The sequence below is a fragment of the Mesorhizobium carmichaelinearum genome, assembly GCF_900199455.1.
In the GTDB taxonomy this organism is placed as follows: domain Bacteria; phylum Pseudomonadota; class Alphaproteobacteria; order Rhizobiales; family Rhizobiaceae; genus Mesorhizobium; species Mesorhizobium carmichaelinearum.
Genome location: NZ_FZQR01000007.1, coordinates 289536 through 310652, shown reverse-complemented (window position 1 = coordinate 310652; position 21117 = coordinate 289536). Strand labels below are relative to the sequence as shown.

Genomic DNA, 21117 nt, shown 5'->3' with positions numbered 1-21117 from the left:
GCCCGGAAATACCGGCTTTCTTCACCTAATTTTGAATGTCCGTTCAATCAATATCTCAGAAATAGCGCTTGATTTCAATCCACGGATGCGCGCATGATGAAAGAAAGCCGGCAAGCTAGGAACGCGATCAGCAAAAGTGGTCACCGGTTTTGCGCTCGATCGCGTTCCAAAGATAAAGTGGGAACAACAGCCGGCGCCAGCACAATGGGATACTGCATGGCGGAACAGCCCAGGCCAGCAACCGAAATCACACCCGGAGCCCTGCCCCCCGGAGTCTGGCAATGACGGCGGCGGCGGAAGGGTCGCCCCCGTTGCGCATGACGCGGGCAAGACGAAATGCCCTTCTGCAATCCGAGCCCGTGCAGGGCTTTGCCCTGATCAGTCCGACCTTTCTCTACGCCCTTATCCTGCTGGTCCTGCCGATCCTGGTGGTCATCGCCCACTCCTTCTGGACGCAGCACTACCTGACCATCGACCGCACCTTCACGCTGGAGAATTACCGCGTCGCGTTGACCGAGCCGATCTACCGCGATCTGCTGTGGCGCTCGCTCTACATCTCGCTGACGGTCAGCCTGTTCACCGTCATCCTGGCCTACCCGATCGCCTACTACATTTCCTTCCATGGCGGCCGTCACAAGAGCCTGTGGCTGTTCCTCATCACCATCCCGTTCTGGACCAGCTATCTCCTGCGCGTGATGTCGTGGAAGGTCATCCTCGGCTATAACGGCGTGCTCAATTCCGGCCTGATGGGGCTCGGCATCATTGACGAGCCGTCGACAGCGCTGCTCTACAATTCGAGCGCCGTCATCATCACTCTCACCCATGCCTGGGCGGCCTTCGCCATCCTGCCGATCTTCGTCTCGCTGGAAAAGGTCGACCGCACGTTGGTCGAAGCGGCCACCGATCTCGGCGATGGACCCTTGCGCTCATTCCTGCGCGTGACCTTGCCGTTGTCGGCGCCGGGCGTCATCTCGGCGGCGCTGATCGTCATGATCCCGACCGTCGGCGACTATGTCACGCCGAAGCTGGTCGGCGGCAAGGACGGCGTCATGATCGCCAACGCTATCCAGGCGCAGTTCGGCAAGGCGGCCAACTGGCCACTGGGGGCCGCACTTTCCGTCACCACCATGCTGATCGTCACGCTGATGGCCGGCGCCACGGTGTTGATCATCCGCGCCTTGCAGAGGTTGGCACGATGAAGGCGCGGCGTTTCCTGTCGGGCGGCTGGCTGTCCGTCTATGCGTTCCTCTATATCGTCTTCCTTTATCTGCCCGTGATCTTCCTGCCGATCTTCTCGGTCAACGTCGCCCCGACACCGAAGTTTCCGCTCACCGGCTTCACGCTGCAATGGTATGCGGACCTGCCGCACACGCCGGCCCTGCTCGACGCCGCCTGGAACAGCCTGAAAGTCGGCGTCTGCGCCTCGATTCTCGCCACCGTGCTTGGTATCCTCGCCGCCCGTTCGATCACCCGCTACCGCTACCCTGGCCGCCGCACGATCAACGGCCTGATCATGGCGCCGCTGGTGTTGCCCGAGGTGATCGTCGCCATCTCTATGCTGCTGGTGATGCTGCAGCTGGGCTTGAGCCTGTCGCTGTTCACCGTCGTGCTCGGCCATGTCCTGATCTGCATTCCCTATTCGATGACGGTGCTGACCTCCGGCTTCGAGGGTTTTGATCGCAGCCTGGAGGAAGCCTCCGCCGATCTCGGCGAAAGCGCCTTCGGCACCTTCCGCAGGGTGACGCTGCCGATGGTGGCGCCGGCCATCATCTCCAGCCTGCTCGTCTGCTTCACCATCTCGCTGGACGAGTTCATCATCGCCTTCTTCCTGACCGGCACCGAAGCGACGCTGCCGATCTACATCTGGGGCCAGTTGCGCTTCGCCTCGAAACTGCCCGGCGTGCTGGCGCTGGGCACGCTGCTTCTGGTTGCCTCCTTCCTGTTGATGACCGTCGCCGAAATCCTGCGTCGCCGCGCGGCCAGACGCACCCAGAACGAGGGAGGCCTCTATGCCTGAACAGCCGCAGATCGAGCGCGCCCAATCCGATCGGGCCATGATCGAGATCCGCAACGTCACCCGCAGCTATGGATCGTTCAAGGCGCTGGACGACGCGTCCCTGACCATCAGGGAGGGCGAGTTCTTCTCACTGCTCGGACCGTCCGGCTGCGGCAAGACCACGCTGTTGCGCATGATCGCCGGCTTCGACAATCCGACCAGCGGCTCGATCGCGGTCGGCGGCCAACCGATGGAAGGCATCCCGGCCAACCGCCGGCCAACCAACATGGTCTTCCAGTGCTATGCGATCTTCCCTCACCTCAATGTCGAGCAGAACGTCGCCTATGGGTTGAAGCGGCTGAAGCTGCAGGGCGGCGAGGAGAAGCGCCGGGTCGAGGAGGCGCTGGCGCAGGTGTCGCTGACCGGGCTCGGCAAGCGGCTGGCCACAGAGCTGTCCGGCGGCCAGCGCCAGCGCGTGGCGCTCGCCCGAGCACTTGTCATGCGCCCCAAGGTGCTGCTGCTCGACGAACCCCTGTCGGCGTTGGACAAGAAATTGCGTGAACAGATGCAGGTTGAACTGCGCCGCTTGCAGCAGGCGGTCGGCATCACCTTCGTGCTGGTCACCCACGATCAATATGAAGCGCTCGCCATGTCCGACCGTATCGCCGTGATGTTCGGCGGCAAAATCGCGCAGGTCGCCTCGCCCAAGGAAATCTATCAGCGCCCGGTCAACCGCCAGGTCGCCGACTTCCTCGGCGGCATGAACTTCGTCAAGGCCGAGATCGTCGAGGAGAACGGCACCTCGCTGGTCGTCGACACGCTGGGCTTCGGCCGCGTCAAGACCGACAAGCCGAAGGCCTTCGTGCGCAATGGCGGCGCCGCAACGCTTGGCATCCGCCCCGAGCGCCTGCGCGTGCTGTGGGACAACGCCACGGCAAAATTCGAGGTCGCCGGCAAAGTGGTCGAACGCCACTATTTCGGCGAGATCACCCATCTGATCGTCGAAATACCGGGGCTGGAAAAACCGCTGTCGGTGACCGAGACCAACGATTTCGGCGCCGACGATATTCCGGTCGGCACCCCGATCCGCCTCGCCTACGATCCCGAGGCGCTGGTGGCGATGGGAGATTGAAGCTGCGCCACGATCTTGCGCGCCGCGATGCGTCCGGCAACGATCGCGCCCTCGACATAGCCCGGAAATGACGGCGACAGTTCCGAAGCGGCGAAATGGACCGGCGGCGCACCCGCAAGAATCGTTCGCTCGGCATCCCTCGCAGTCGCGTCGACGATAAGGTCGCTATAGGCGCCGCCGCTCCAGCGATCCTCTATCCAGTCGCGTGAGCTGAAATCGACGACATCGCCGGCATCCGGCCCAAGGGCTTCCTGCAACCGGGTGATCACTTCCGCACGCAGCCCCGCCGCATCGAACGCACGCCAGCGCAGCGCCAGCGGCCCGCCGATGAAGACGACGAGTGCTGCGTGCTCCGCGTCCTTGCTGGCGTCGCAGGCAAACAGCCCCGGCAGGTCGCGCCACATCACCATGCCGCTCAAACCCTGCTCGCGCCAGAACGGCCGGGGATAGCGCACCAGGATCTTGATCACCGCGCCGCTTTCCCAGACCCCAAGCGCCCGCCCGAGCAAGGGCGGCAAGGCAGGCGCGAAATCGAGCTTCGCGGCCGTCGCCGGCGGCAGAGCGACCAGCACCTGGCGCGCTTCGACCACGCCATTGCTGGTGACGACACGAGCGCCTTGGGGCCTATGCTCGACGCGCATGACCGGTGCGCCAAGCCGCACTAGGTCGCCGAGATCGCCAGCCAGATCCTCGGCCAGCGACTGCATCGTCTCGCGCAGGGAATACTGCAGCTCCGGCACCTCGTTGGTGATGCGCCGGTCATTGTCGATCAGGTGCCAGAGCGGCACCTTGTCCATCGCCAGGCACCACAGGCCTTCGATCATCGACCGGAAAGCCCTCTTGGCGTCGATGGGATCATGCTGGCGTTCGAGCCAGGCGGCGACGCTCATGCCTTCTATCGACGGGTCGTCCGGCTCGATGCCGTTCATGCGTTCGCGGATCGCCATCGCGCCGTGATAGGTCTGCTTGGCGTCCCTGGCCGGCATCGACGGATGGGTGATGAAATCACCCTCGACATAGGTTTCGACGAAGGTCTTGCCGCGCGCCTTCGCCAGCGCCATCACTTCCGGCATGTCCTGGCACAGGAACTGGCCGCCGCTGTCGATGCGCTCGCCAAGTCCGTTGTGTCTGGCTTCGACCCGCCCGCCGACGCGGTCGCGTGCTTCGAGCAGCAGGAAGCCGACGCCGGCCTGCTTCATCTCAAGCGCCGCCGACAGGCCGGTGAAGCCGGCGCCGACGATGACGACGTCGGTTCTTTCCAGTTCGCTCGTCAATAGCCGGCCTTGATCTTCTCGAACTCGTCGACCATGCGCTTCTTCAGCTCGGGCGCGACCGGCTGCTGGAACAGCGTCTTGTCGAGGAATTTGTCAATGTCGTCGAAACCGCGTTCGGCCAGCACCTTGTGGTCGATCGCGGCCATGCCGGCACTGTTGCCATGGCCGTAGCCGAACGTCGTGACCATGTATTTCGAAATGTCAGGCGCATTGACCGCGCTCAGGAAATCATAGGCCTGGTCGAGCTTGCCCGGCGCGTCCTTCATCAGCACGTAGCCGCACACCCAGGTCGACATGCCTTCCTTAGTGTCGCGGTTCATCGCGACGGGAACGCCTTGCCCGCTCATCGCGATCAGTGTCTGGCCCCAGCCCCAGGCAAGGTCGACCTCGTTGCCGGAAAAGGCCTGGTCGATGTCGCTCGAGTCGGTCCAGTAGAGACGCACGTTCTTGTGCACCTGGCGCAGGAAATCCGACGCCTCCTTGAACTGCGCGTCGGTCATCTTGGTCCAGTCCTTCAGGCCGATGACCAGGCTCGCCAGCGCGTAGGCATCGTCGACATTGTCGCCGATGGTGACGCGGCCCTTGAATTTCGGATCGGCCAGGATCCGCAGCGACTTCGCCTCATCGGCCGTCACATTGTCGGTGCGGTAGAGCAATGCCGTGTTGCCCCAGTCGAACGGCATGAGCCAGGCCTTGCCGTCGGCGGTGGTGGCGAGGTTCTTCATCGCCATGATGCCCGGATTGAGATCCTTCCAGCCGGCAATCCGGGAGGTGTCGAGCGGCTGCAGCAGGCCCGCGTCGCGCCATTTCGCCACGCTTTGCGAACAGGGATGCGCAATATCGGTCTTGAAGCCTGCCCGCATCTTCTCGAAGGCCTCATCCTCGTCGCCGAAGAAGGCAAAGGTCGGCTCGGCGCCGTGTTTGGCGGTGTAGGCGGGATGCAGCAGCGGATCCTCGTAACCGGACCAGTCGAACACCACGAGATCGCCGCCACCTTCCGCCCAGGCATAGACCGCGCCACCACCGATCATGCAGGCGGCGGTAAGCGCCAGGCGACGTAGCATTGGCGTCATGGTGAGAGTCCCCCATCGCGAAAAAGCTGCCGCGAGGTTAGGAGAAATCATCCGCTTTGGCGAGGCCCGTCCGCCCGCCATACCGGCAACGGACGGGCAGTCGTGCCAATCAATACCCGGCTTTGATCTTCTCGAATTCCGCGATCATCTTCAGCTTGAGGTCGGACGGCAGCGGCGACTGGAACAGCGTCTTGTCGACGAACTTCTGCACGTCGTCATAGCCTTTTTCCCTGAGGATCGCCTGGTCGACGCCGGCCATGCCCTTGGCATTGGCCTGGCCATAGCCCCAGTCCTTGACCAGCACTTTAGCGGTCTCCGGATCGTTGACGGCGTTCAGATAGTCATAGGCCTTGTCGATGTTGCCGGGCGCATCCTTGAACAGCACATAGCCGCAGACCCAGGTCGAGATGCCTTCGTTGGTATCCTTTACGGATTTGATCGGCACGCCGGCGGCGACCGACTGCACCGTCGCATCGTTCCAGGCCCAGGCGAGGTCGACCTCGCCACCGCTCAACAGCTGCACGATGTCGGTGGTGTCGGTCCAGTAGGAGCGGACGTTCTTGTGCACCTGGCGCAGGAAGTCGGATGCCTGCTTGAACTGGTCGTCTGTCATCTTGGTCCAGTCCCTCAGGCCGATGGCCAGGCTCGCCAGCGCATAGGCATCGTCGACATTGTCGCCGATCGACACCCGGCCCTTGAACTTCGGATCGGCGAATGCCTTCAGCGACTGCACGTCCTTGGCGTCGATCTTGGAGGAGTTGTAGGTGAGCTGGGTGTTGCCCCAGTCCCACGGCATGAACCACGCCTTGCCGTCATCGGTCGTGGCGAGATTTTTCATCGCCATGATGCCAGGATTGAGGTCTTTCCAGCCCGTGATCTTCGAGGTGTCGAGCGGCTGCAAGAGGCCTGCTTCGCGCCACTTCGTCACGCTCTGCGAGCAGGGATGGCCAAGATCGGCCTTGAAGCCGGAGCGCACCTTCTCGAACGCCTCGTCCTCGTCACCGAAGAAGGCGAAGGTCGGCGAATCGCCGTTCTTCTCGACATATTTCGGATGGAAGCTGGGGGCTTCATAGCCGGACCAGTCGAACACGATCAGGTCCTTGTCGGCGGCGACGGCGAGCGCTGCCGCCGAAGCCGCAAGCGCGCCGCCCAGCGCCAATGTCAATGTCAGGCGTCGGCTAAGGTTCTTCATGCTGTTCCATCCTCTTTTGGTCTTGCCGGTCTTGGCGGCCGGCTGTTGCTAACCGTAATGCTTCGGGAAGGCGGCGGCCAAAAAAGCGTTGGCCGCCTGCAGGGCTGTTTCTCGCGTCGTGTCCTCAGTGCCCATCATCAGCCGCAGCCACAGCCCCTCCAGCATGGCCGACAGCGCCAGCGCCATCACCTGCGGCTCATAGCCATACGAGCCGCTCTGCTTGAGCGTCGTGCAGAGATCGATGAAGACCTGCTGGTAATAATTATCGCGCGAACTGCTCAGCGCCTGATAGGTCGGCCGCGACTTGGCCTCGCCCCAGAAGGCCAGCCATGCGGCGAGCTTGCGCTTGTTGCAGATCGAGCGGTCGAAGTCGGCCCACACCAATTGCTGCAGCTGCCGCGCCGGATCGTCGCCTGCCTTCTGCAGGGAGGCGCGCCAATGCGCCGAATACTCGTCATACATGTGCTGCAGCGTCGCGATCAGCAGCTTTTCCTTGCTCTCGAAATGGAAGTTGACAATGCCACGCGACAGGCCCGCGCCATCGGCGACATCGGCCATCGTCGTCTCGGCATAGCCGCGCTTGGCCAGTGAATCGATCGTCGCCTCGATCAGCTGCAGCTGACGGACTTCCTTCGAAGCCTTGCGGCCGCGCTTTTCGGCATCGCCCTTTTGCGCCGTTTCGGCGGGAATGTCCCTGGCTTCGGAAGTCTTCATGGATGTGACGGTCTCCAGCATCGCCGGCTATCCAACCGGCTTCCAACCGCGCAGATGAGTGGGACGGTGCTCGCCACTGTCAAGCACCTTCTGCATGGCCTCCCAGGTTCGGATGTTCTTGTCGACATAGGCGGCGCCGACCACGGCGGCGGCTTGGCGGTAGAGCGATCCCTTGAGCCGCGCGAGCTCCCCGCGCGCCACCTCCCGGTACCACGGATTGCGGTCGCGCACGGTGACGTCGGCAAAGCCCGCCTTGCGCATCGCCTGCGCATAGCGCGCCGGCGAGGCCATGGCGAAGGACAGCCCTTCCGCCGCGATATAGGCCTTCATCTCGGGTGAGGGTTCGCCATCATGCCCAATCATCCAGTTGGAAGCGGCAAAGACGCCGCCCGGTTTCAGCACGCGGAAGATCTCGGCGAACAGGCTGTCCTTGTCAGGCACATGCAGCAGCGCGTCCTTGGAAAAAACGGTATCGAAGGAGCGATCGGCGAAAGGCAGTGGTCCGGGTGGCGCCTGGACGAAGTCAGCGCGGTCCGAGAGCCCGCGCTCGGCGGCTCGCCGTCTGGCCGCCTCGATCACCGGCTGCTCGACATCGAAGCCGGTGGCATGAGCGGCGCCATGGCGCTCGACCAGATGCAAGGTGATGCCGCCGGCCCCGCAGCCGATATCGAGGACCGTCTTGCCCCTCAGCGAAAGCCCTTCGACCACCCGGTCGACCTCTTCAGGTCCGCCCGGCGACAGGTAGCCCTCGCCCCACAGCGCCTCGAGGAAGCGGATGGCGGTGTCGTCATACTCGGCATCTGCCGTTTCGATCATCAGCCCTCGATCCCCAATCGACGAATGCTCAGCTCGAATGCCGGCAAAGCCTATCGCATGCCTGGGAAAACGCAACATCATTTGTTGAACATTCATTCAGAATAGCTGGACAGAATGGCCGATACCGTGCCAAATTCCGCTCATTCGGGAACAGATCACGCAAAAATGAACAGCGGGTCGCACAGAGCAATTCCAGGAAAAGTGTGAGCGGCTTTCCCGGGAAACCGCACAGAGCTTTCCCTTGGGAATTGCGAAGAAACAAAGAGACTGGGCCACAATGAAAGCTTGGGACGCGATCATCATCGGCGGCGGACACAACGGCCTGGTCAACGCCTGCTACCTGCAACGCGCCGGGCTCGATGTGCTGGTGGTGGAGAAGAACGGCTGGGTCGGGGGTGCTGCCACCAGCCGCGAGCTGACGCCGGGGTTTCTCTACTCCAACTGCTCCTATGTCTGCTCGCTGTTCCGCCCGGAAATCATGCGCGACCTCGAACTGCCGCGCTTCGGCCTGCAGGTCATTTCCTACGAAGGCGGCGCGGTGTTCACTCGCGACGGCGACTATCTCGCCAACTACCGCGACCATGATGCGCACCGGCGCGAATTCGCGCGCTTCTCCAGGCGCGACGCCGAAGCCTATGACCGCTACGCCCGCGACGTGACACGGCAGTGCCGCTTCATCCAGCCGCTGCTGATGCGCACCGCGCCCGACCCGACCAGCCTCAAGCCGCGCGACCTCGGCGAACTTCTCTACCTCGGCAAGAAATTCGCCGGCCTGTCGGCGGAAGAAATGGCACTGACGCTGCGCTTCTGGACCATGTCGATCTCGGAGTTCCTCGACGAGTATTTCGAGACCGATGTCATCAAGGCAAACTTCGCTTTGTCCGGCATCATCGGCACCGCGCTCGGGCCGATGTCGCCCGGCACGGCTTACGTGCTGCTGCACCACTATATGGGTGAGGTCGACGGCTCGGTCGGTGCCTGGGGCTATGCGCGCGGCGGCATGGGCGCGGTCACCAAGGCATTGGCCGCATCGTTCAAGGCCTCGGGCGGCACCATCCGCACCGGCGCCGAGGTCGACCATGTGCTGGTGAGCCGCGGCAAGGCCAAGGGCGTGGTGCTGGCTGGCGGCGAGGAGATCTATGGCAAGCTCGTCGTCTCCAATGCCGACGTGAAGCGCACCTTCCTGAAGCTGGTCGAGGAGAAGGAACTGCCCGACATCTTTCTGCGCCGGGTGAGAAACTTCAAGATCCGCGGCTCCTCCGGCAAGGTCAACATCGCACTCGATTCGCTGCCGGAATTCCCGGCGCTGCCGAAGGATTCGCCTGTCTATCGCGGCGACATGCATTTCACCGATTCGATGGAGCGCATGGAGCGCGCCTATGACGACTGGAAGGCCGGGCGCTGGTCGACCGACCCCTTCCTCGACATGGTGATCCCGACGACGCTCGACCCGACCATGGCACCGCCGGGCAAGCACTTCATGAGCTGCTTCGTGCAATACGCGCCGCCCAAGGTGAACGGCCGAGAATGGACCGATGCCGACCGCAACGGCTTCGCCGAAAGCGTGATTGCGCAAATCGCCGAATACTCACCCGGCTTCCGCGACCGCATCGTCCACATGGAAGTGCGCACGCCGCGTGAGATCGAGGCCGAGGTCGGGCTCACCGAAGGCAACATTTTTCAGGGCGAACTGACCTTCGACCAGCTTCTGTTCAACCGGCCTGTGCCGGGCTACGCGCAATACCGCTCGCCGGTGCGTGGCCTTTATATGTGCGGCTCCTCGACCCATCCCGGCGGCGGTGTCATGGGCGCGCCCGGCCGCAATGCCGCCGCCGAAATCCTGCGCGATCTCGCCAAATCCACCTCGCATATGAGCCCAGCCCATGACGTCATTTGATGCAATCGTCATCGGCGGCGGCCACAACGGCCTCGTCGCCGCCGCCACGCTGGCCAAAGCCGGCCACAAGGTGCTGGTGCTGGAAGCGGGCAGCGAAGTCGGCGGTGCCGCACGCACCGAGGAATTCGCCCCCGGCTTCCGCGTCTCCTCGATCGCTCATCTTCTGAACCGCCTGCATCCCGGTGTGGTGAAGATGTTGGAGTTGGAGAAGCATGGGCTGCAATTTGCCCGCACGGACTTCCTGCCGTCTGTGGCGCTGTCAAAAGACGGCCCGGCGCTGATGCTGCATGGCGCCTATGGCGAGGTGCTGACCGGAGCCAGTTCCTCCGAACAGTCGGCCTGGAAGGAACTGCGTGCGCAATTGCTGCGCTATGCCGGCATCTTGAAACCCTTCCTCTCCCGCCGCGCGCCCGATCTCGCCGGCATGTCGTTGCTGGAGACGGCAGCCCTTGGCCAGACCGCGCTGGCGCTGAAGAAGCTCGGCAAGGAAGACATGCGCGACTTCCTGCGCGTGCTCTTGATGAACGCCGCCGACCTGCTCGACGAACAGCTCAGGGATGACAGGCTGAAAGGCCTGCTCGCCTTCGACGCGACACTCGGCAGCCATCTCGGCCCGCGCTCGCCGACCTCGTTGCTCGGTCTCTACTATCGCCTGGCCGGCGAGACGGGCGGAGCGGCCGGTGCACAGGTCGTGCCGCAAGGCGGCATGGGCGCCGTCGTCGCCGCCATTCGCGCCGCGGCGGAGAAGGCCGATGTCACCATCCGCACCTCGGTTACCGCAGCAAAAATCATCGTCGAGAAAGGCCGCGCCGTCGGCGTCGCGCTCGACACGGGTGAGGAGTTGCGCGCCAGGACCATTGTCTCCGCCATCAATCCGGCGACCACTTTCCTCGAGCTTGTCGGCCCGCGCGAGATCGACACCGGTTTCGTGCGCAAGGTGAAAAACATCCGCATGAAGGGCGATACCGCCAAGCTGCATCTGGCGCTCGACCGGCCGCCACAGTTCACCGGTGCCGATGCCGCCGCTCACAAGGGCCGGCTGGTCATTGCGCCCTCGCCCGATCATGTCGAGCGCGCTTTCAACCCATGCAAATATGGCGAATTCTCACCCGAGCCGGTGATGGAGATCACCCTGCCCAGTCTTGCCGATCCATCGCTGGCGCCTGACGGCGCCTGTGTGCTCTCGGCGGTGGTGCAATACGCGCCCTACGCCTTGAAGGAAGGCTGGGCTGCCGGCAAGCCGAAATTCCTCAAGGTTGTCATGGCGCAGCTCGAGGCTCATGCGCCTGGCATCGGCAAGAGCGTCCTCCATGCCGAGCTGCTGACACCGGCCGATATCGAGGCGCGCTATCGCATGCCCGGCGGCCACTGGCACCATGGCGAGCTACAGGCCGACCAAATGCTGATCTCGCGCCCCGTCTCCGGCTGGTCGGGCTACGACACGCCGCTCGAAGGACTGTTCCTGGCCGGCGCCGGCTCGCATCCCGGCGGCGGTGTCTCCGGTGCACCAGGGCTCAATGCCGCGCGACGCATCATTGCGATGAAGGGATAGATCATGGCCCAGGCAACCAGGAAAAAGCCCGCTGCAAAGACGGCCGACGCGACCGTTTCCGCCCGCATCGCCGCGCAAGGTCATTTCCGCACGCTGCGCCTCGGCACGCCGTTCCAGCCGCGCCTCGATGCGCTGGCCAAAACCCAGGACTGGTACAATTGGGCCGGCTATCGTGCGCCGCATTCGCTGTGGGACGAGGAGCTCGAATATTTCGCCATCCGCAGCCAGGCGGCGCTGTTCGACATCTCGCCGATGATCAAATACCGGATCGAGGGGCCGGACGCCGAAGCCTTCCTCGACCGCGTCACCTTGCGCGACGTCACCAAACTCAAACCCGGCCGCGTCCACTACACCGCATGGTGTGATGACGAGGGTTTTGTCCTCGACGACGGCACGCTGTTCCGCCTCTCGCCGACCCGCTTCCGCCTCTGTTCGCAAGAGCGTCATCTGCCGTGGCTGCTCGACGGTGCTATTGGATTCAACGTCACCGTCGAAGAAGAAACCGAGGCCGTCGCCGGGCTCGCGCTGCAAGGTCCAACCTCCTTCGCGGTGCTGCGCGATGCCGGCTTCGCTGGTGTCGAGAAGCTCAGGGTTTTCGACCTTGCGGATTTCCCGCACGACGGCGCAACCGTCACCATCTCGCGCACCGGCTTCACCGGCGATCTCGGCTACGAACTGTTCGTGCCGGCCGACAAGGCGCTGAGCCTGTGGGACCGGTTGATGACAGCGGGCGAGCTGCGCGGCATCCGCGCCATCGGCTATACCGCACTCAATCGTGCCCGGCTCGAGGCCGGGCTGATCGTCGCCAATGCCGACTTCACCACCGCCGAGCATGCCATCCGCGCCGACCGCTTGCGCAGGCCCGACGAGATCGGTCTCGGTTTCATGATCGATCCGGAGAACGCCCATTTCAACGGTCGCCGCGCCATCCTCGAAGCGCGCGCCAAACGCAAGCTGCGCCATGTGCTGGTCGGGCTGGAGATCGAAGGCAACATCCCGGCCGAACACGCCATCGTCTATCACAAGAAGCATCAGGAGGTCGGCCTGGTCAGTGCCGCCATGTGGTCGCCGATGGCCAAGCGCAACATCGCCATCGCCTCGCTGGCGCGGCCCTATGGTGATACTGTCGTGGAAGACCTCTGGGTCGAGATCTACGCCATGCGCGAGCTGCAGTATCAGAAGCTGATGAAGCGGGCCAAGGTGATGCCACGGCCCTTCATCAAGCTCGATCGCCGCACCGCCAATCCGCCGGCGGATTTCTGACCATGGCCGACGAAGCGGAGCTGGAAGCGGCCGAGCAGTGGCAGCTGGTCAACACGCCGCTCGGCGAAAAATGGTCCGGCCGCACGCGCTATGCCGCCGCCATGTTCTTCTACAAGCGCGACGAGATGAGTGCCGAGACACTCGAAGTCTACCGCATCTGCGCGCGGCTGGACTCAGAGAACCCGCTGCCGATCATCCGCGACCGCGGCATCGGCAAGGATTGGCTGAAAAGGATGGGTTTCGAGTAGCGCCTGCGCGCTATCCAATGGTTCTTTCGAGCATGCTCAACCAGTTGCGGTAAGCGATCTTCTCGATCAGCGCCCGGCCGAAACCACGCGCGGCCAACGCATCGATCAGCTTCGGCAGGCCGGCGACGTCGCCGATGACGGCCGGGATCATGGCGCCGTCGAAATCGGAGCCGAGGCCGACGCCGTCCTCACCCAGCGCCTGCAGCAGGGAATCGACATGACGCACCATGATGTCGAGGCTGGTGTCGGCATTCATGCGGCCGTCCTCGCGCAGGAAGCCGGTCGCGAAGTTCAGCCCGACCATGCCGCCGGACTCGCGGATGGCGCCGAGCTGCCAGTCGGTGAGATTGCGCGAATGGGTGCAGAGCGCATGCACGTTGGAGTGGGTGGCGACCAGTGGTGCATCACTAAGCGCAACCACGTCGCGAAAACCTTTCTCGTTGAGGTGCGAGAGGTCGATCATGATCTTCAGCTGATTGCAGGCCTTGACCAGCGCCTTGCCGGCATCGGTCAGCCCCGGGCCGGTGTCCGGCGAGGACGGAAAGCGGAACGGCACGCCGTTGCCGAAGGCGTTCGGCCGGCTCCAGACGATGCCGAGCGAGCGCAGGCCGGCGGCATGCAGCACGTCGAGCATGGTCAGTTCGGGATCAATCGCCTCGACGCCCTCGATGTGGAAAACCGCGGCGATCGTGCCTTTGGCCATGGCGTTGCGCACATCGCCGGCGGTGCGGCAGACGGCCAGAGCCCCGGCCCGTTCCAGCCGGAACAGGATCGAGGCCATCGCGATCGTCGAGTTCAGCGCATCGGCGCGCGGCACCTCCGGCGGCAGCGGCTCGCTGTCGCTCGGTGCCGAGGGTACGGCGCTGCGCCTGGCCTTCTCGACCGGCGGCGGAAAGATCGCGAACATGCCGCCGGCAAAGCCGCCCGCCTTGGCGCGCGGCAGGTCGATATGGCCGCCCGACTTGCCTTCGACGAACAGCTTTTCGACGTCCGTGTCCTTCGACTGATACAGCCTGAGCAGCGTATCGTTGTGGCCGTCGAAGACGGGGACGAGGTCGGTTTCGGTCATAGGGGGATCATTCAGTTCGTTTGTCGGCACGGCGAGATATCATATCTAGGCAAGATATCCGGTCGCGGCAAATGACAAAGCCAGCCGGCAGCGGGGACTGCCCCTTTATCCCCCCGCTGCAGCCTATCGATGACGTGCCTGCGCTACCCTACTGCTTCAGCACGTCAGCCCATTCCGCGTGGCGGCGGAACTGGGCGTTGGCGAACGGGCAAAGCGGGATGATCTTCTTGCCCGCCGCGCGTGCATCCTCGACGGCGCGGGTGACGAGCCGAAGCCCGGCGCCTTGGCCGCGAAACGCGTCCGGTACTTCGGTGTGGTCGATGATGATCTGGTGTTCGCCGATCTTGGTGAAGGTCATCTCGGCCTCGGCGCCGCCGGGGCCACGCAGGACATAGCGCCCCTTGGAGCCGTGGTCCTCCAATTCGATTTCAGGCAATTGGTCGGGCATGTCTAAACTCCTTGAGCGACACCGGCAAAGAGCCGCCGGGCCGCCTCGATTTCATTTGGCCGCACCTCGTGCCCGCCTTCGTGCCATTCCACTGTGACATCGGCACCATCGGCACGCAAATAGGCCTCAAGCCGCGTCGTCAGGTTCGGCGGACAGATCGGATCGCGCTTGCCGGCGGTCAGCAGCATGTGGCGGCCGGCGAGGCTGCCCTTGACCTGCGGCTCGAACGGGATCAGCGGATGCATCAGCACCGTGGCGTCGAACAGCCCGGGCTCGGCGAACACCACCGAGGCCAGTATGTTGGCACCGTTGGAATAGCCGAGGCCAAGCACCGCCGAGGGCTTTGCCGCCCCGACATGGGCCGCGTCGACATGCGCCTTGACGAAGGCCACCATCCTGTCCGTTGCCCGCGCCAGATCGTCCATGTCGTAGACACCCTCGCCGGTGCGACGAAAGAAGCGCGCCGCACCGTATTCGGACACATCGCCGCGTGGCGAGATGATGGTGGCCTGGGGCACGAGATCGCGCCCTGGCGACAGAAGCTGGCTCTCGTCACCGCCGGTGCCGTGGAAGACGAAAAGTAAGGGACCGCCCGGCGAACCGGGCAGCACCTTGTGGATGTAAGCGTCCTTGCTCATGGTCTTAGCCTTCCAGCTTCTGCAGGTGCTGTTCGAGATAGGGCCGCAAATGCTGGTGCTGCGTCGGCAGCTTCAGCGCTTCGCCCAGATGCGCGGTGTCCTCATCCCTGTCGAACCCCGGCTCATTGGTGGCGACTTCGAACAGCACGCCGCCCGGCGTGCGGAAATAGATCGCCCAGAAATAGTCGCGGTCGATCACCGGCGTCACCCCATAGCCTGTGTCCATCAACGCCTTGCGCACTTCGAGCTGCTTGGCGCGGTTCTCGACGGCGAAGGCGACGTGGTGGACCGAGCCGGCGCCGAGATCGGCGAAGGCTGCGGTCGGCAGCGATTCGATGTCGACGACATCGGCACCATTGCCGTTCTTCATGGCAAGCCGTCTGACATTGCCCGATTTGTCGACTTCCTCGTAGCCCATGAATTTCAACAGCTCCTCGGTGGCGCCGCCATCCTTCAGCCTGAGCGAAACCGAGTGAAAGCCGCGGATCGCCTCGTCAGTCGGGATGCCGCCTTTGGCCCATGGCGTTCTGCTATCGGCCTTGTCCTCGACAAGCGCGAAACCGTCGCCGTCAGGACCGGCAAATCTGAGCCGCTTCTCACCGAAACTCTCCTCGCGGGAAACACCGCTCACACCTTCGTCGGCGAAGCGCTTTTCCCAATAGGCGAGCGTGTCTTCCGGCACCGAGTAGACCGTGGTGCCGACTTCGCCGACGCCGTGACGGCCCTTGCCGATGTTGGGAAACGGAAAATAGGTCATAACCGAACCCGGCGTGCCGGCCTCGTCGCCATAATAGAGGTGGTAGACGTCGGGCGCGTCGAAATTGACTGTCTTTTTGACCCGGCGCAGGCCGAGCTTGTGGGTGAAGAAATCATTGTTCTGGCGCGCATCCCTGGCCATCGAGGTGACGTGATGCAGGCCCTTGATCTGGTCGAGCATTGTCTTGCTCCTTCCCTTGGTGTTTGTGCGGCCCTCGCCGCTTTCCACGCCAATATGAGGACACGGCCGCTTGCGGCAAAGGCGGCAAACACAGAATGGACTGTGCTGTAAAAGTGAACGATGGAAAGAAATTTGTTCACCAATCGACTAACACGGGCGGTCTTGCGCCCTTGATGGAAATCGGTTCCATGAATGGCATTCGACCAACCAGCGAAAGGTATCGCGAGTGACAGGAAAAGCCAGGCGCCCGAATGTTCTCCTGATCACTTGCGACCAGTGGCGCGGTGATTGCCTGTCGGCTGCCGGCCATCCCGTGGTGAAGACGCCGAACGCCGACGCGCTGGCCGCCGAGGGCGTGCTGTTTAAGCGCCACTATGGCGGCGCCGCACCCTGTTCACCGGCGCGCGCCTGCCTCTACACCGGCCTCTACCAGATGAACAACCGCGTCTGCCGCAACGGCTCACCGCTCGACGCCCGTCATGGCAACATCGCGCAGCACGCGCGCAGCATCGGCTACGATCCGACGCTGTTCGGCTATACCGACGTGTCGCTCGATCCACGCCTGCTGGCACCCCGTGATCCAAGGCTGAAAAGCTATGAAGGCGTGCTGCCGGGATTCACGGCGCGCCAGCTGCTGCCGGAGCACCAGAAGCAGTGGCTGTCCTGGCTGAAGCAGCAGGGCATCGATGCCAGCGCCGGATTTCCAGGCATCCACCGTCCCGTAGACGAGGACGACAGCGGCGACGCCGTGACCGAGGCACCGCCGATCTATTCGAAAGACCATACGCCGGCGGCTTTCCTTGTCGGCGAGTTCCGCCGTTGGCTTGGCGAGCAGGAGCAAGCCACGCCCTGGTTCGCGCATCTCTCCTTCATCAGCCCGCATCCACCGTTCATCGTACCGGAGCCCTACAACACACAATACGATCCAGCCGACGGCCCGGCCTTTCACCGTGCGGAGAGCTGGCGGGCCGAAGCGCAAAGCCATCCCTATCTCGCCTATGATCTCAGCCGGCAGAAACGCGCCAAGTTCCGCCCCGGCGCCGCAGGCAAAGTGCACGACTGGAGCGAGGATGATTTCCGCCGCATCCGGGCGATTTATTACGGCATGATCTCGGAGGTCGACGCACAGCTTGGCCTGATATGGCAGGCGCTCAAGGCTTCGGGCGCGTGGGACGACACAATCATTGTCCTCACCTCGGACCACGCCGAGATGATGGGCGACCATTTCATGCTGGGCAAGGGCGGCTACTTCGACGGCAGCTACCACATCCCGCTGATCATTCGCGATCCGCGGCATGGCAAGGCTGCCGGCAGCACGGTGGATCGCTTCACCGAAGCGGTAGACATCTTGCCCACACTTATAGACCTGCTTGGCGAGCCCCCCGAACCGCATCTCGACGGATGGTCGCTGAAACCATTCCTGAGCGGCGGAACCCCCGCCATCTGGCGCGACGCCGCGCATTGGGAGTTCGATTTCCGCTCGATCGCGGATGGCGAGGCCGAAACGCATTTCGGCATTGCCTCGCGCCAGTGCAACCTGGCTGTCATCCGCACCAAAAAATTCAAATACGTGCATTTTGGCGGCGGCTTGCCACCCCTGCTTTTCAACGTCGAGACCGACCCTGGCGAACTGACCAACCTCGCCACCAGCCCCGCGCATCTGTCCACCCGTCTTGAATTCGCCGAGCGGCTTCTCGCCTGGCGGGCCGAACATCTCGACCAGTCACTGGCGCTGGCGGAGTTGACGGAAACTGGCGTGGCGGGACATGTGAGTAAGGCAATAAGGGAGTAAGGCAGTAAGGCAGTGTGTTTGGATATACCGGCACCGACGCCGCACCCTACTGCCCTACTGCCCTACTGCCCTACTGCCCTACTGCCCTACTGCCCTACTGCCCTACTGCCCTACTGCCCTACTGCACAATCAACCGCTGCTGGTCGCGCTTCTCGGCATAGCTGCCCTTGTCATAGGCAGGCTGTGCCTCGAGCTGTTCCTTGGTGAAGGTGGTGTAGAGATATTTCTTGCCGTCCTTGTCGGTCATGAATTTGAGATTATCCAGGCCGACCGCCACCTCCTTCTCGCCAATGCCAAGGAAGCCTCCGACATTGACGATCACCGCGTCGGTCTTCTTGTCGGGCGTCAGCACGACATCGCCGATCTCCCCGACCTTGGCGTCGTTGGCGCCGTAGACCGTCGCACCCTTCAGATCGTCACCTCTGATTTCGCCAACCGGCATCGCCGTCAGCGTCGACTTGTCGATGGCAGCCGTCTGAGTCTGATCAGGGGCGATGGCATCAGGCGTAGCAGCTGTCTTGTCGGCCGGAGCGGCAGCAGGAGCGGCCGGAGCGGTTGCCGCCGGTTCGTTGGATGCAGTCGTTGCCGGCACCGGGTCATAGGCCTTGCGGTTGAAATCTGGCTGCGCCTGCAGCTCTTCCTTGGTGGTCTGCGCCACCAGCCAGCGGTCGCCGTTCTTCTCCGCCCACTGCGCCTTGCTGAAATCATAGCTGACATTCTTGGCACCGAGGCCAAGGAAGCCGCCAACGCCGATGACCAGCGATTCCGCCTTGCCTTCGTTGTTCAGCACGATGTCGTTGACGCTGCCGATATTCTGCGCGTCATCGCCGCTGCCGTTATAGACGGTCTCGCCAATGATGTTGGTGGCGAGGTTGCCGTCGGCACGCTTCACCGGCTCTGCCGGGGCGGTGGCAGGTGCCTGCGCGGTATCCGTCGTCGCAGGCGCCGTAGGGGCTGCCGCATCCGGCGAAGTGGCGGGGGCCGGCGCGGGCCCATAGAGCTTGCTGTCGAATTCCGGATGCGCCGTCAGCTCGTCCTTGGTGGTCTGGGCAACCAGCCAGCGATCGCCGTTCTTCTCGGCCCATTGCAGCTTGTCGTAGTCAAAGGCGACGTTCTTTGTGCCAACGCCAAGGAAGCCGCCGACGCCGATGACAACCGATTTCGCCATGCCGTCCTTGTCGAAAACGACATCGCTGACCTTGCCGATGTTCTCGGCATCGTCACCGGTGCCGTTATAGACGGATTCGCCGATGATGTTGGTGACGATGCTGCCTTCGGCACGAGGCATTGGAGCTGTGGCCGCAGGCTCCTGGACGGATGGTGCGGCGGCCGGTGCAGGGGTCGTCGCGGTCTGCGCCAAGGCGCCCGTCGCGATCAACGTTGCGAGTGCGGTCGTGGCTAAAAGGGTGCGGATCATGATGGTCTCTCCTGCTGTGTGATTTCGTGCACGCCGCATCCTGTCGAACCGTCGCTGGGAAGATCGGACGCGGCATCTCCACGGGTTCACAACGTCGTGACCATGCTGTTGTTCCGACAAAATTGGGGTGGATGTCTCAGTCAAAAAGCACGGAGCAGTTGCGCGGCGGCCGGAGAACACGCGCCGAATTGCACCCTTCCAACGGAACCTTTACAGCTTCGCCACGTTTCAGCCTTCGGCTGGGCACGTCCGGCCCGTTTTGGACCGACACGACGGAGCGGGGCATGAAATTTGCAGCGGTGCTGAACCGGGATGGCGGCACCTTACGCACCACCGACCTCGCCGCCTTCTCCGACAGGATGCGTCAGACGCTGGAAGCCGCAGGCCATTCCTTGAGCATTGACGTGGTTGCCGGCAAGGATGTGGTGGAAAGCCTCGACAGCGCCGCTTCGCGCCGTGCCGTCGATGTCGTGCTGGCCGCCGGCGGTGACGGAACCATTTCAGCGGCGGCCGCGAGGCTGATGGGCAAGAAGAAGGCGCTTGCCATCTTGCCGGCCGGCACCATGAACCTGTTCGCGCGTGGCCTCGGCATTCCGCAGTCGCTCGATGCCGCGCTGAAATCCTTCGCCGACGGTGAGATCATCGCCGTCGACATGGCCACCGCCAACGGCCGGCCCTTCGTTCATCAATTCTCGATCGGCATGCATGCCAAGATGGTGCAGCTGCGCCAGGGAATGGAATTCGGCTCGCGCCTGGGCAAGATCGGAGCTTCGGCCAAGGCGGCATGGGCGACAATCAAGAACCCGCCGGCGATGAACGTCACGCTCACTATCGGCAAGGCTGAGATGACGGCGCGCATCTCAGGCATCGGCGTCACCAACAATCTGTTCGGTGAAGGCCATCTGCCTTATGCGGACAACCCATCGGGCGGCGTGCTCGGCATCTATGTCACGGTGGCGCAGCAGCGCGCCGAGCTGGTGAAATTCCTCTTCAATGTGGCGCGCGGCAAATGGCGCGACAACGAACATGTCGAGATCCATCAGGCCGACCGCACCGTCCTGAAAATCCATTCCGGCAGCAGAAAGTTCCGCGCCGTCATGGATGGCGAACTGGTCGGGCTCGAGCGTGAGACGACGATCGAAATCCGGCCCGGCGCGCTGAATGTCCTGGTGCCGGCCAGCATTGCCGAGGCAAAGGCCGCCTGATGCGATCTCCAACGATGACGGCCGAAACTCTAGAGCAGGTCGCCGTTTCACCGAAACGGCGACCTGCTCTATCTCTTTGTTTTGACGCAATTCCCAAGGGAAAGCGCTACGCGCTTTTCCCGGGAAAACCGCTTCACACTTTTCCTGGAATTGCTCTAGCCGCTCGGCGCGCTTCCTTGCTGCGTCGCTGGTGTCTTGGTCGCCTCACCGTAGATTTCGGCGATGCCCCAGGCAGCAAAGGCCAGAAGCAGCGCGGCGATCAGGATGCGCAGGCCGTGCCAGCCCCACCGCCCCTGACGCGCTTTGTCCTCGGGAATGATCTTGGCCATGGCCGGTCCTTGTTTCGCTCCACGCCCGTGGGCGCGTTCAGCAAATCACGGTCGGGTAACGGTTCCTCGCTAGGATGGTTCCGGGAATGCCACCTTGTCATCGGCCGATGGATCGGCAAGACGGC

The 21117-nt window shown here is 63.4% G+C and carries 20 protein-coding genes; 9 read left to right on the top strand and 11 right to left on the bottom strand.

The genetic code is table 11. The features are described 5' to 3' along the window. Nucleotides 1-281: 281 nt before the first annotated feature. Genes CKW40_RS18660 through CKW40_RS18650 form a run of 3 tightly spaced genes read left to right on the top strand, consistent with a single transcriptional unit; the run spans nucleotide 282 to nucleotide 3128 of the window. Nucleotides 282-1199: an ABC transporter permease gene (locus CKW40_RS18660; RefSeq protein WP_095201332.1), complete on the top strand. Its 918-nt coding sequence runs from the start codon at nucleotides 282-284 to the stop codon at nucleotides 1197-1199. Continuing rightward, a complete protein-coding gene (locus CKW40_RS18655; RefSeq protein WP_095201331.1) occupies nucleotides 1196-2017 on the top strand; it encodes an ABC transporter permease in 822 nt (273 codons plus the stop codon). The genes CKW40_RS18660 and CKW40_RS18655 overlap by 4 nt, the downstream gene beginning before the upstream one ends. Nucleotides 2018-2054: 37 nt before the next feature. Continuing rightward, on the top strand, nucleotides 2055-3128 hold the full coding sequence (locus CKW40_RS18650; RefSeq protein WP_095201406.1) for an ABC transporter ATP-binding protein: 1074 nt from the start codon (nucleotides 2055-2057) through the stop codon (nucleotides 3126-3128). Here CKW40_RS18650 and CKW40_RS18645 read toward each other — a convergent pair. The 5 genes from CKW40_RS18645 to CKW40_RS18625 all read right to left on the bottom strand — a co-directional run bounded on the left by CKW40_RS18645 (nucleotide 3092) and on the right by CKW40_RS18625 (nucleotide 8197). Beyond that, entirely contained in the window at nucleotides 3092-4402 is a 1311-nt protein-coding gene (locus tag CKW40_RS18645) for a flavin monoamine oxidase family protein (protein ID WP_095201330.1), read from the bottom strand. The genes CKW40_RS18650 and CKW40_RS18645 overlap by 37 nt on opposite strands. After that, nucleotides 4399-5475, bottom strand: coding sequence for an extracellular solute-binding protein (locus CKW40_RS18640; RefSeq protein ID WP_095201329.1), 1077 nt, complete (start codon nucleotides 5473-5475; stop codon nucleotides 4399-4401). The genes CKW40_RS18645 and CKW40_RS18640 overlap by 4 nt, the downstream gene beginning before the upstream one ends. Nucleotides 5476-5584: 109 nt before the next feature. Further along, complete coding sequence (locus CKW40_RS18635; RefSeq protein WP_095201328.1) at nucleotides 5585-6667, bottom strand: ABC transporter substrate-binding protein; 1083 nt, start codon at nucleotides 6665-6667, stop codon at nucleotides 5585-5587. Nucleotides 6668-6715: 48 nt separating this feature from the next. Next, nucleotides 6716-7402 carry a transcriptional regulator BetI gene (betI, locus tag CKW40_RS18630; protein ID WP_095201327.1) on the bottom strand — a complete coding sequence of 229 codons (687 nt, stop codon included), beginning with the start codon at nucleotides 7400-7402 and terminating at the stop codon, nucleotides 6716-6718. A gap of 6 nt (nucleotides 7403-7408) precedes the next feature. Continuing rightward, nucleotides 7409-8197, bottom strand: a complete 789-nt coding sequence (locus CKW40_RS18625; protein ID WP_095201326.1) for a methyltransferase domain-containing protein — start codon at nucleotides 8195-8197, stop codon at nucleotides 7409-7411. Between the two features lie 277 nt (nucleotides 8198-8474). On the opposite strand from CKW40_RS18625, the gene CKW40_RS18620 reads away from it, so the two are divergent. From CKW40_RS18620 to CKW40_RS18605, 4 genes are read left to right on the top strand one after another with little or no spacing between them, the layout of a single operon-like run. Then, complete coding sequence (locus CKW40_RS18620; RefSeq protein ID WP_095201325.1) at nucleotides 8475-10094, top strand: phytoene desaturase family protein; 1620 nt, start codon at nucleotides 8475-8477, stop codon at nucleotides 10092-10094. Next, nucleotides 10081-11646, top strand: a complete 1566-nt coding sequence (locus CKW40_RS18615) for a phytoene desaturase family protein (protein ID WP_095201324.1) — start codon at nucleotides 10081-10083, stop codon at nucleotides 11644-11646. The genes CKW40_RS18620 and CKW40_RS18615 overlap by 14 nt, the downstream gene beginning before the upstream one ends. Before the next feature lie 3 nt (nucleotides 11647-11649). Further along, entirely contained in the window at nucleotides 11650-12909 is a 1260-nt protein-coding gene (locus CKW40_RS18610) for an aminomethyl transferase family protein (protein WP_095201323.1), read from the top strand. 2 nt (nucleotides 12910-12911) lie between these two features. Continuing rightward, nucleotides 12912-13157, top strand: a complete 246-nt coding sequence (locus CKW40_RS18605; protein ID WP_095201322.1) for a hypothetical protein — start codon at nucleotides 12912-12914, stop codon at nucleotides 13155-13157. Nucleotides 13158-13167: 10 nt separating this feature from the next. Here CKW40_RS18605 and CKW40_RS18600 read toward each other — a convergent pair whose 3' ends face one another. The 4 genes from CKW40_RS18600 to CKW40_RS18585 all read right to left on the bottom strand — a co-directional run bounded on the left by CKW40_RS18600 (nucleotide 13168) and on the right by CKW40_RS18585 (nucleotide 16249). Continuing rightward, entirely contained in the window at nucleotides 13168-14226 is a 1059-nt protein-coding gene (locus CKW40_RS18600) for a dipeptidase (RefSeq protein WP_095201321.1), read from the bottom strand. A 148-nt stretch (nucleotides 14227-14374) separates the two neighbouring features. Further along, the gene (locus CKW40_RS18595) at nucleotides 14375-14674 is read right to left on the bottom strand and encodes a GNAT family N-acetyltransferase (RefSeq protein ID WP_095201320.1); all 300 of its coding nucleotides are present in this window, start codon (nucleotides 14672-14674) and stop codon (nucleotides 14375-14377) included. A 2-nt stretch (nucleotides 14675-14676) separates the two neighbouring features. Next, nucleotides 14677-15312, bottom strand: coding sequence for an alpha/beta hydrolase (locus CKW40_RS18590; protein WP_095201319.1), 636 nt, complete (start codon nucleotides 15310-15312; stop codon nucleotides 14677-14679). A 4-nt stretch (nucleotides 15313-15316) separates the two neighbouring features. After that, on the bottom strand, nucleotides 15317-16249 hold the full coding sequence (locus CKW40_RS18585; protein ID WP_095201405.1) for a VOC family protein: 933 nt from the start codon (nucleotides 16247-16249) through the stop codon (nucleotides 15317-15319). A 226-nt stretch (nucleotides 16250-16475) separates the two neighbouring features. Between CKW40_RS18585 and CKW40_RS18580 the strand changes: the two genes are divergently transcribed. Beyond that, entirely contained in the window at nucleotides 16476-18041 is a 1566-nt protein-coding gene (locus tag CKW40_RS18580) for an alkaline phosphatase family protein (protein ID WP_095201318.1), read from the top strand. A gap of 118 nt (nucleotides 18042-18159) precedes the next feature. On the opposite strand, the gene CKW40_RS18570 is transcribed toward CKW40_RS18580, so the two are convergent. After that, nucleotides 18160-19458, bottom strand: a complete 1299-nt coding sequence (locus CKW40_RS18570; RefSeq protein ID WP_095201316.1) for a PRC-barrel domain-containing protein — start codon at nucleotides 19456-19458, stop codon at nucleotides 18160-18162. Nucleotides 19459-19742: 284 nt separating this feature from the next. On the opposite strand from CKW40_RS18570, the gene CKW40_RS18565 reads away from it, so the two are divergent. Further along, a complete protein-coding gene (locus CKW40_RS18565) occupies nucleotides 19743-20663 on the top strand; it encodes a diacylglycerol/lipid kinase family protein (protein WP_095201315.1) in 921 nt (306 codons plus the stop codon). 155 nt (nucleotides 20664-20818) lie between these two features. Here CKW40_RS18565 and CKW40_RS43795 read toward each other — a convergent pair whose 3' ends face one another. Next, on the bottom strand, nucleotides 20819-20992 hold the full coding sequence (locus CKW40_RS43795; protein WP_095201314.1) for a hypothetical protein: 174 nt from the start codon (nucleotides 20990-20992) through the stop codon (nucleotides 20819-20821). Nucleotides 20993-21117: the final 125 nt, after the last annotated feature.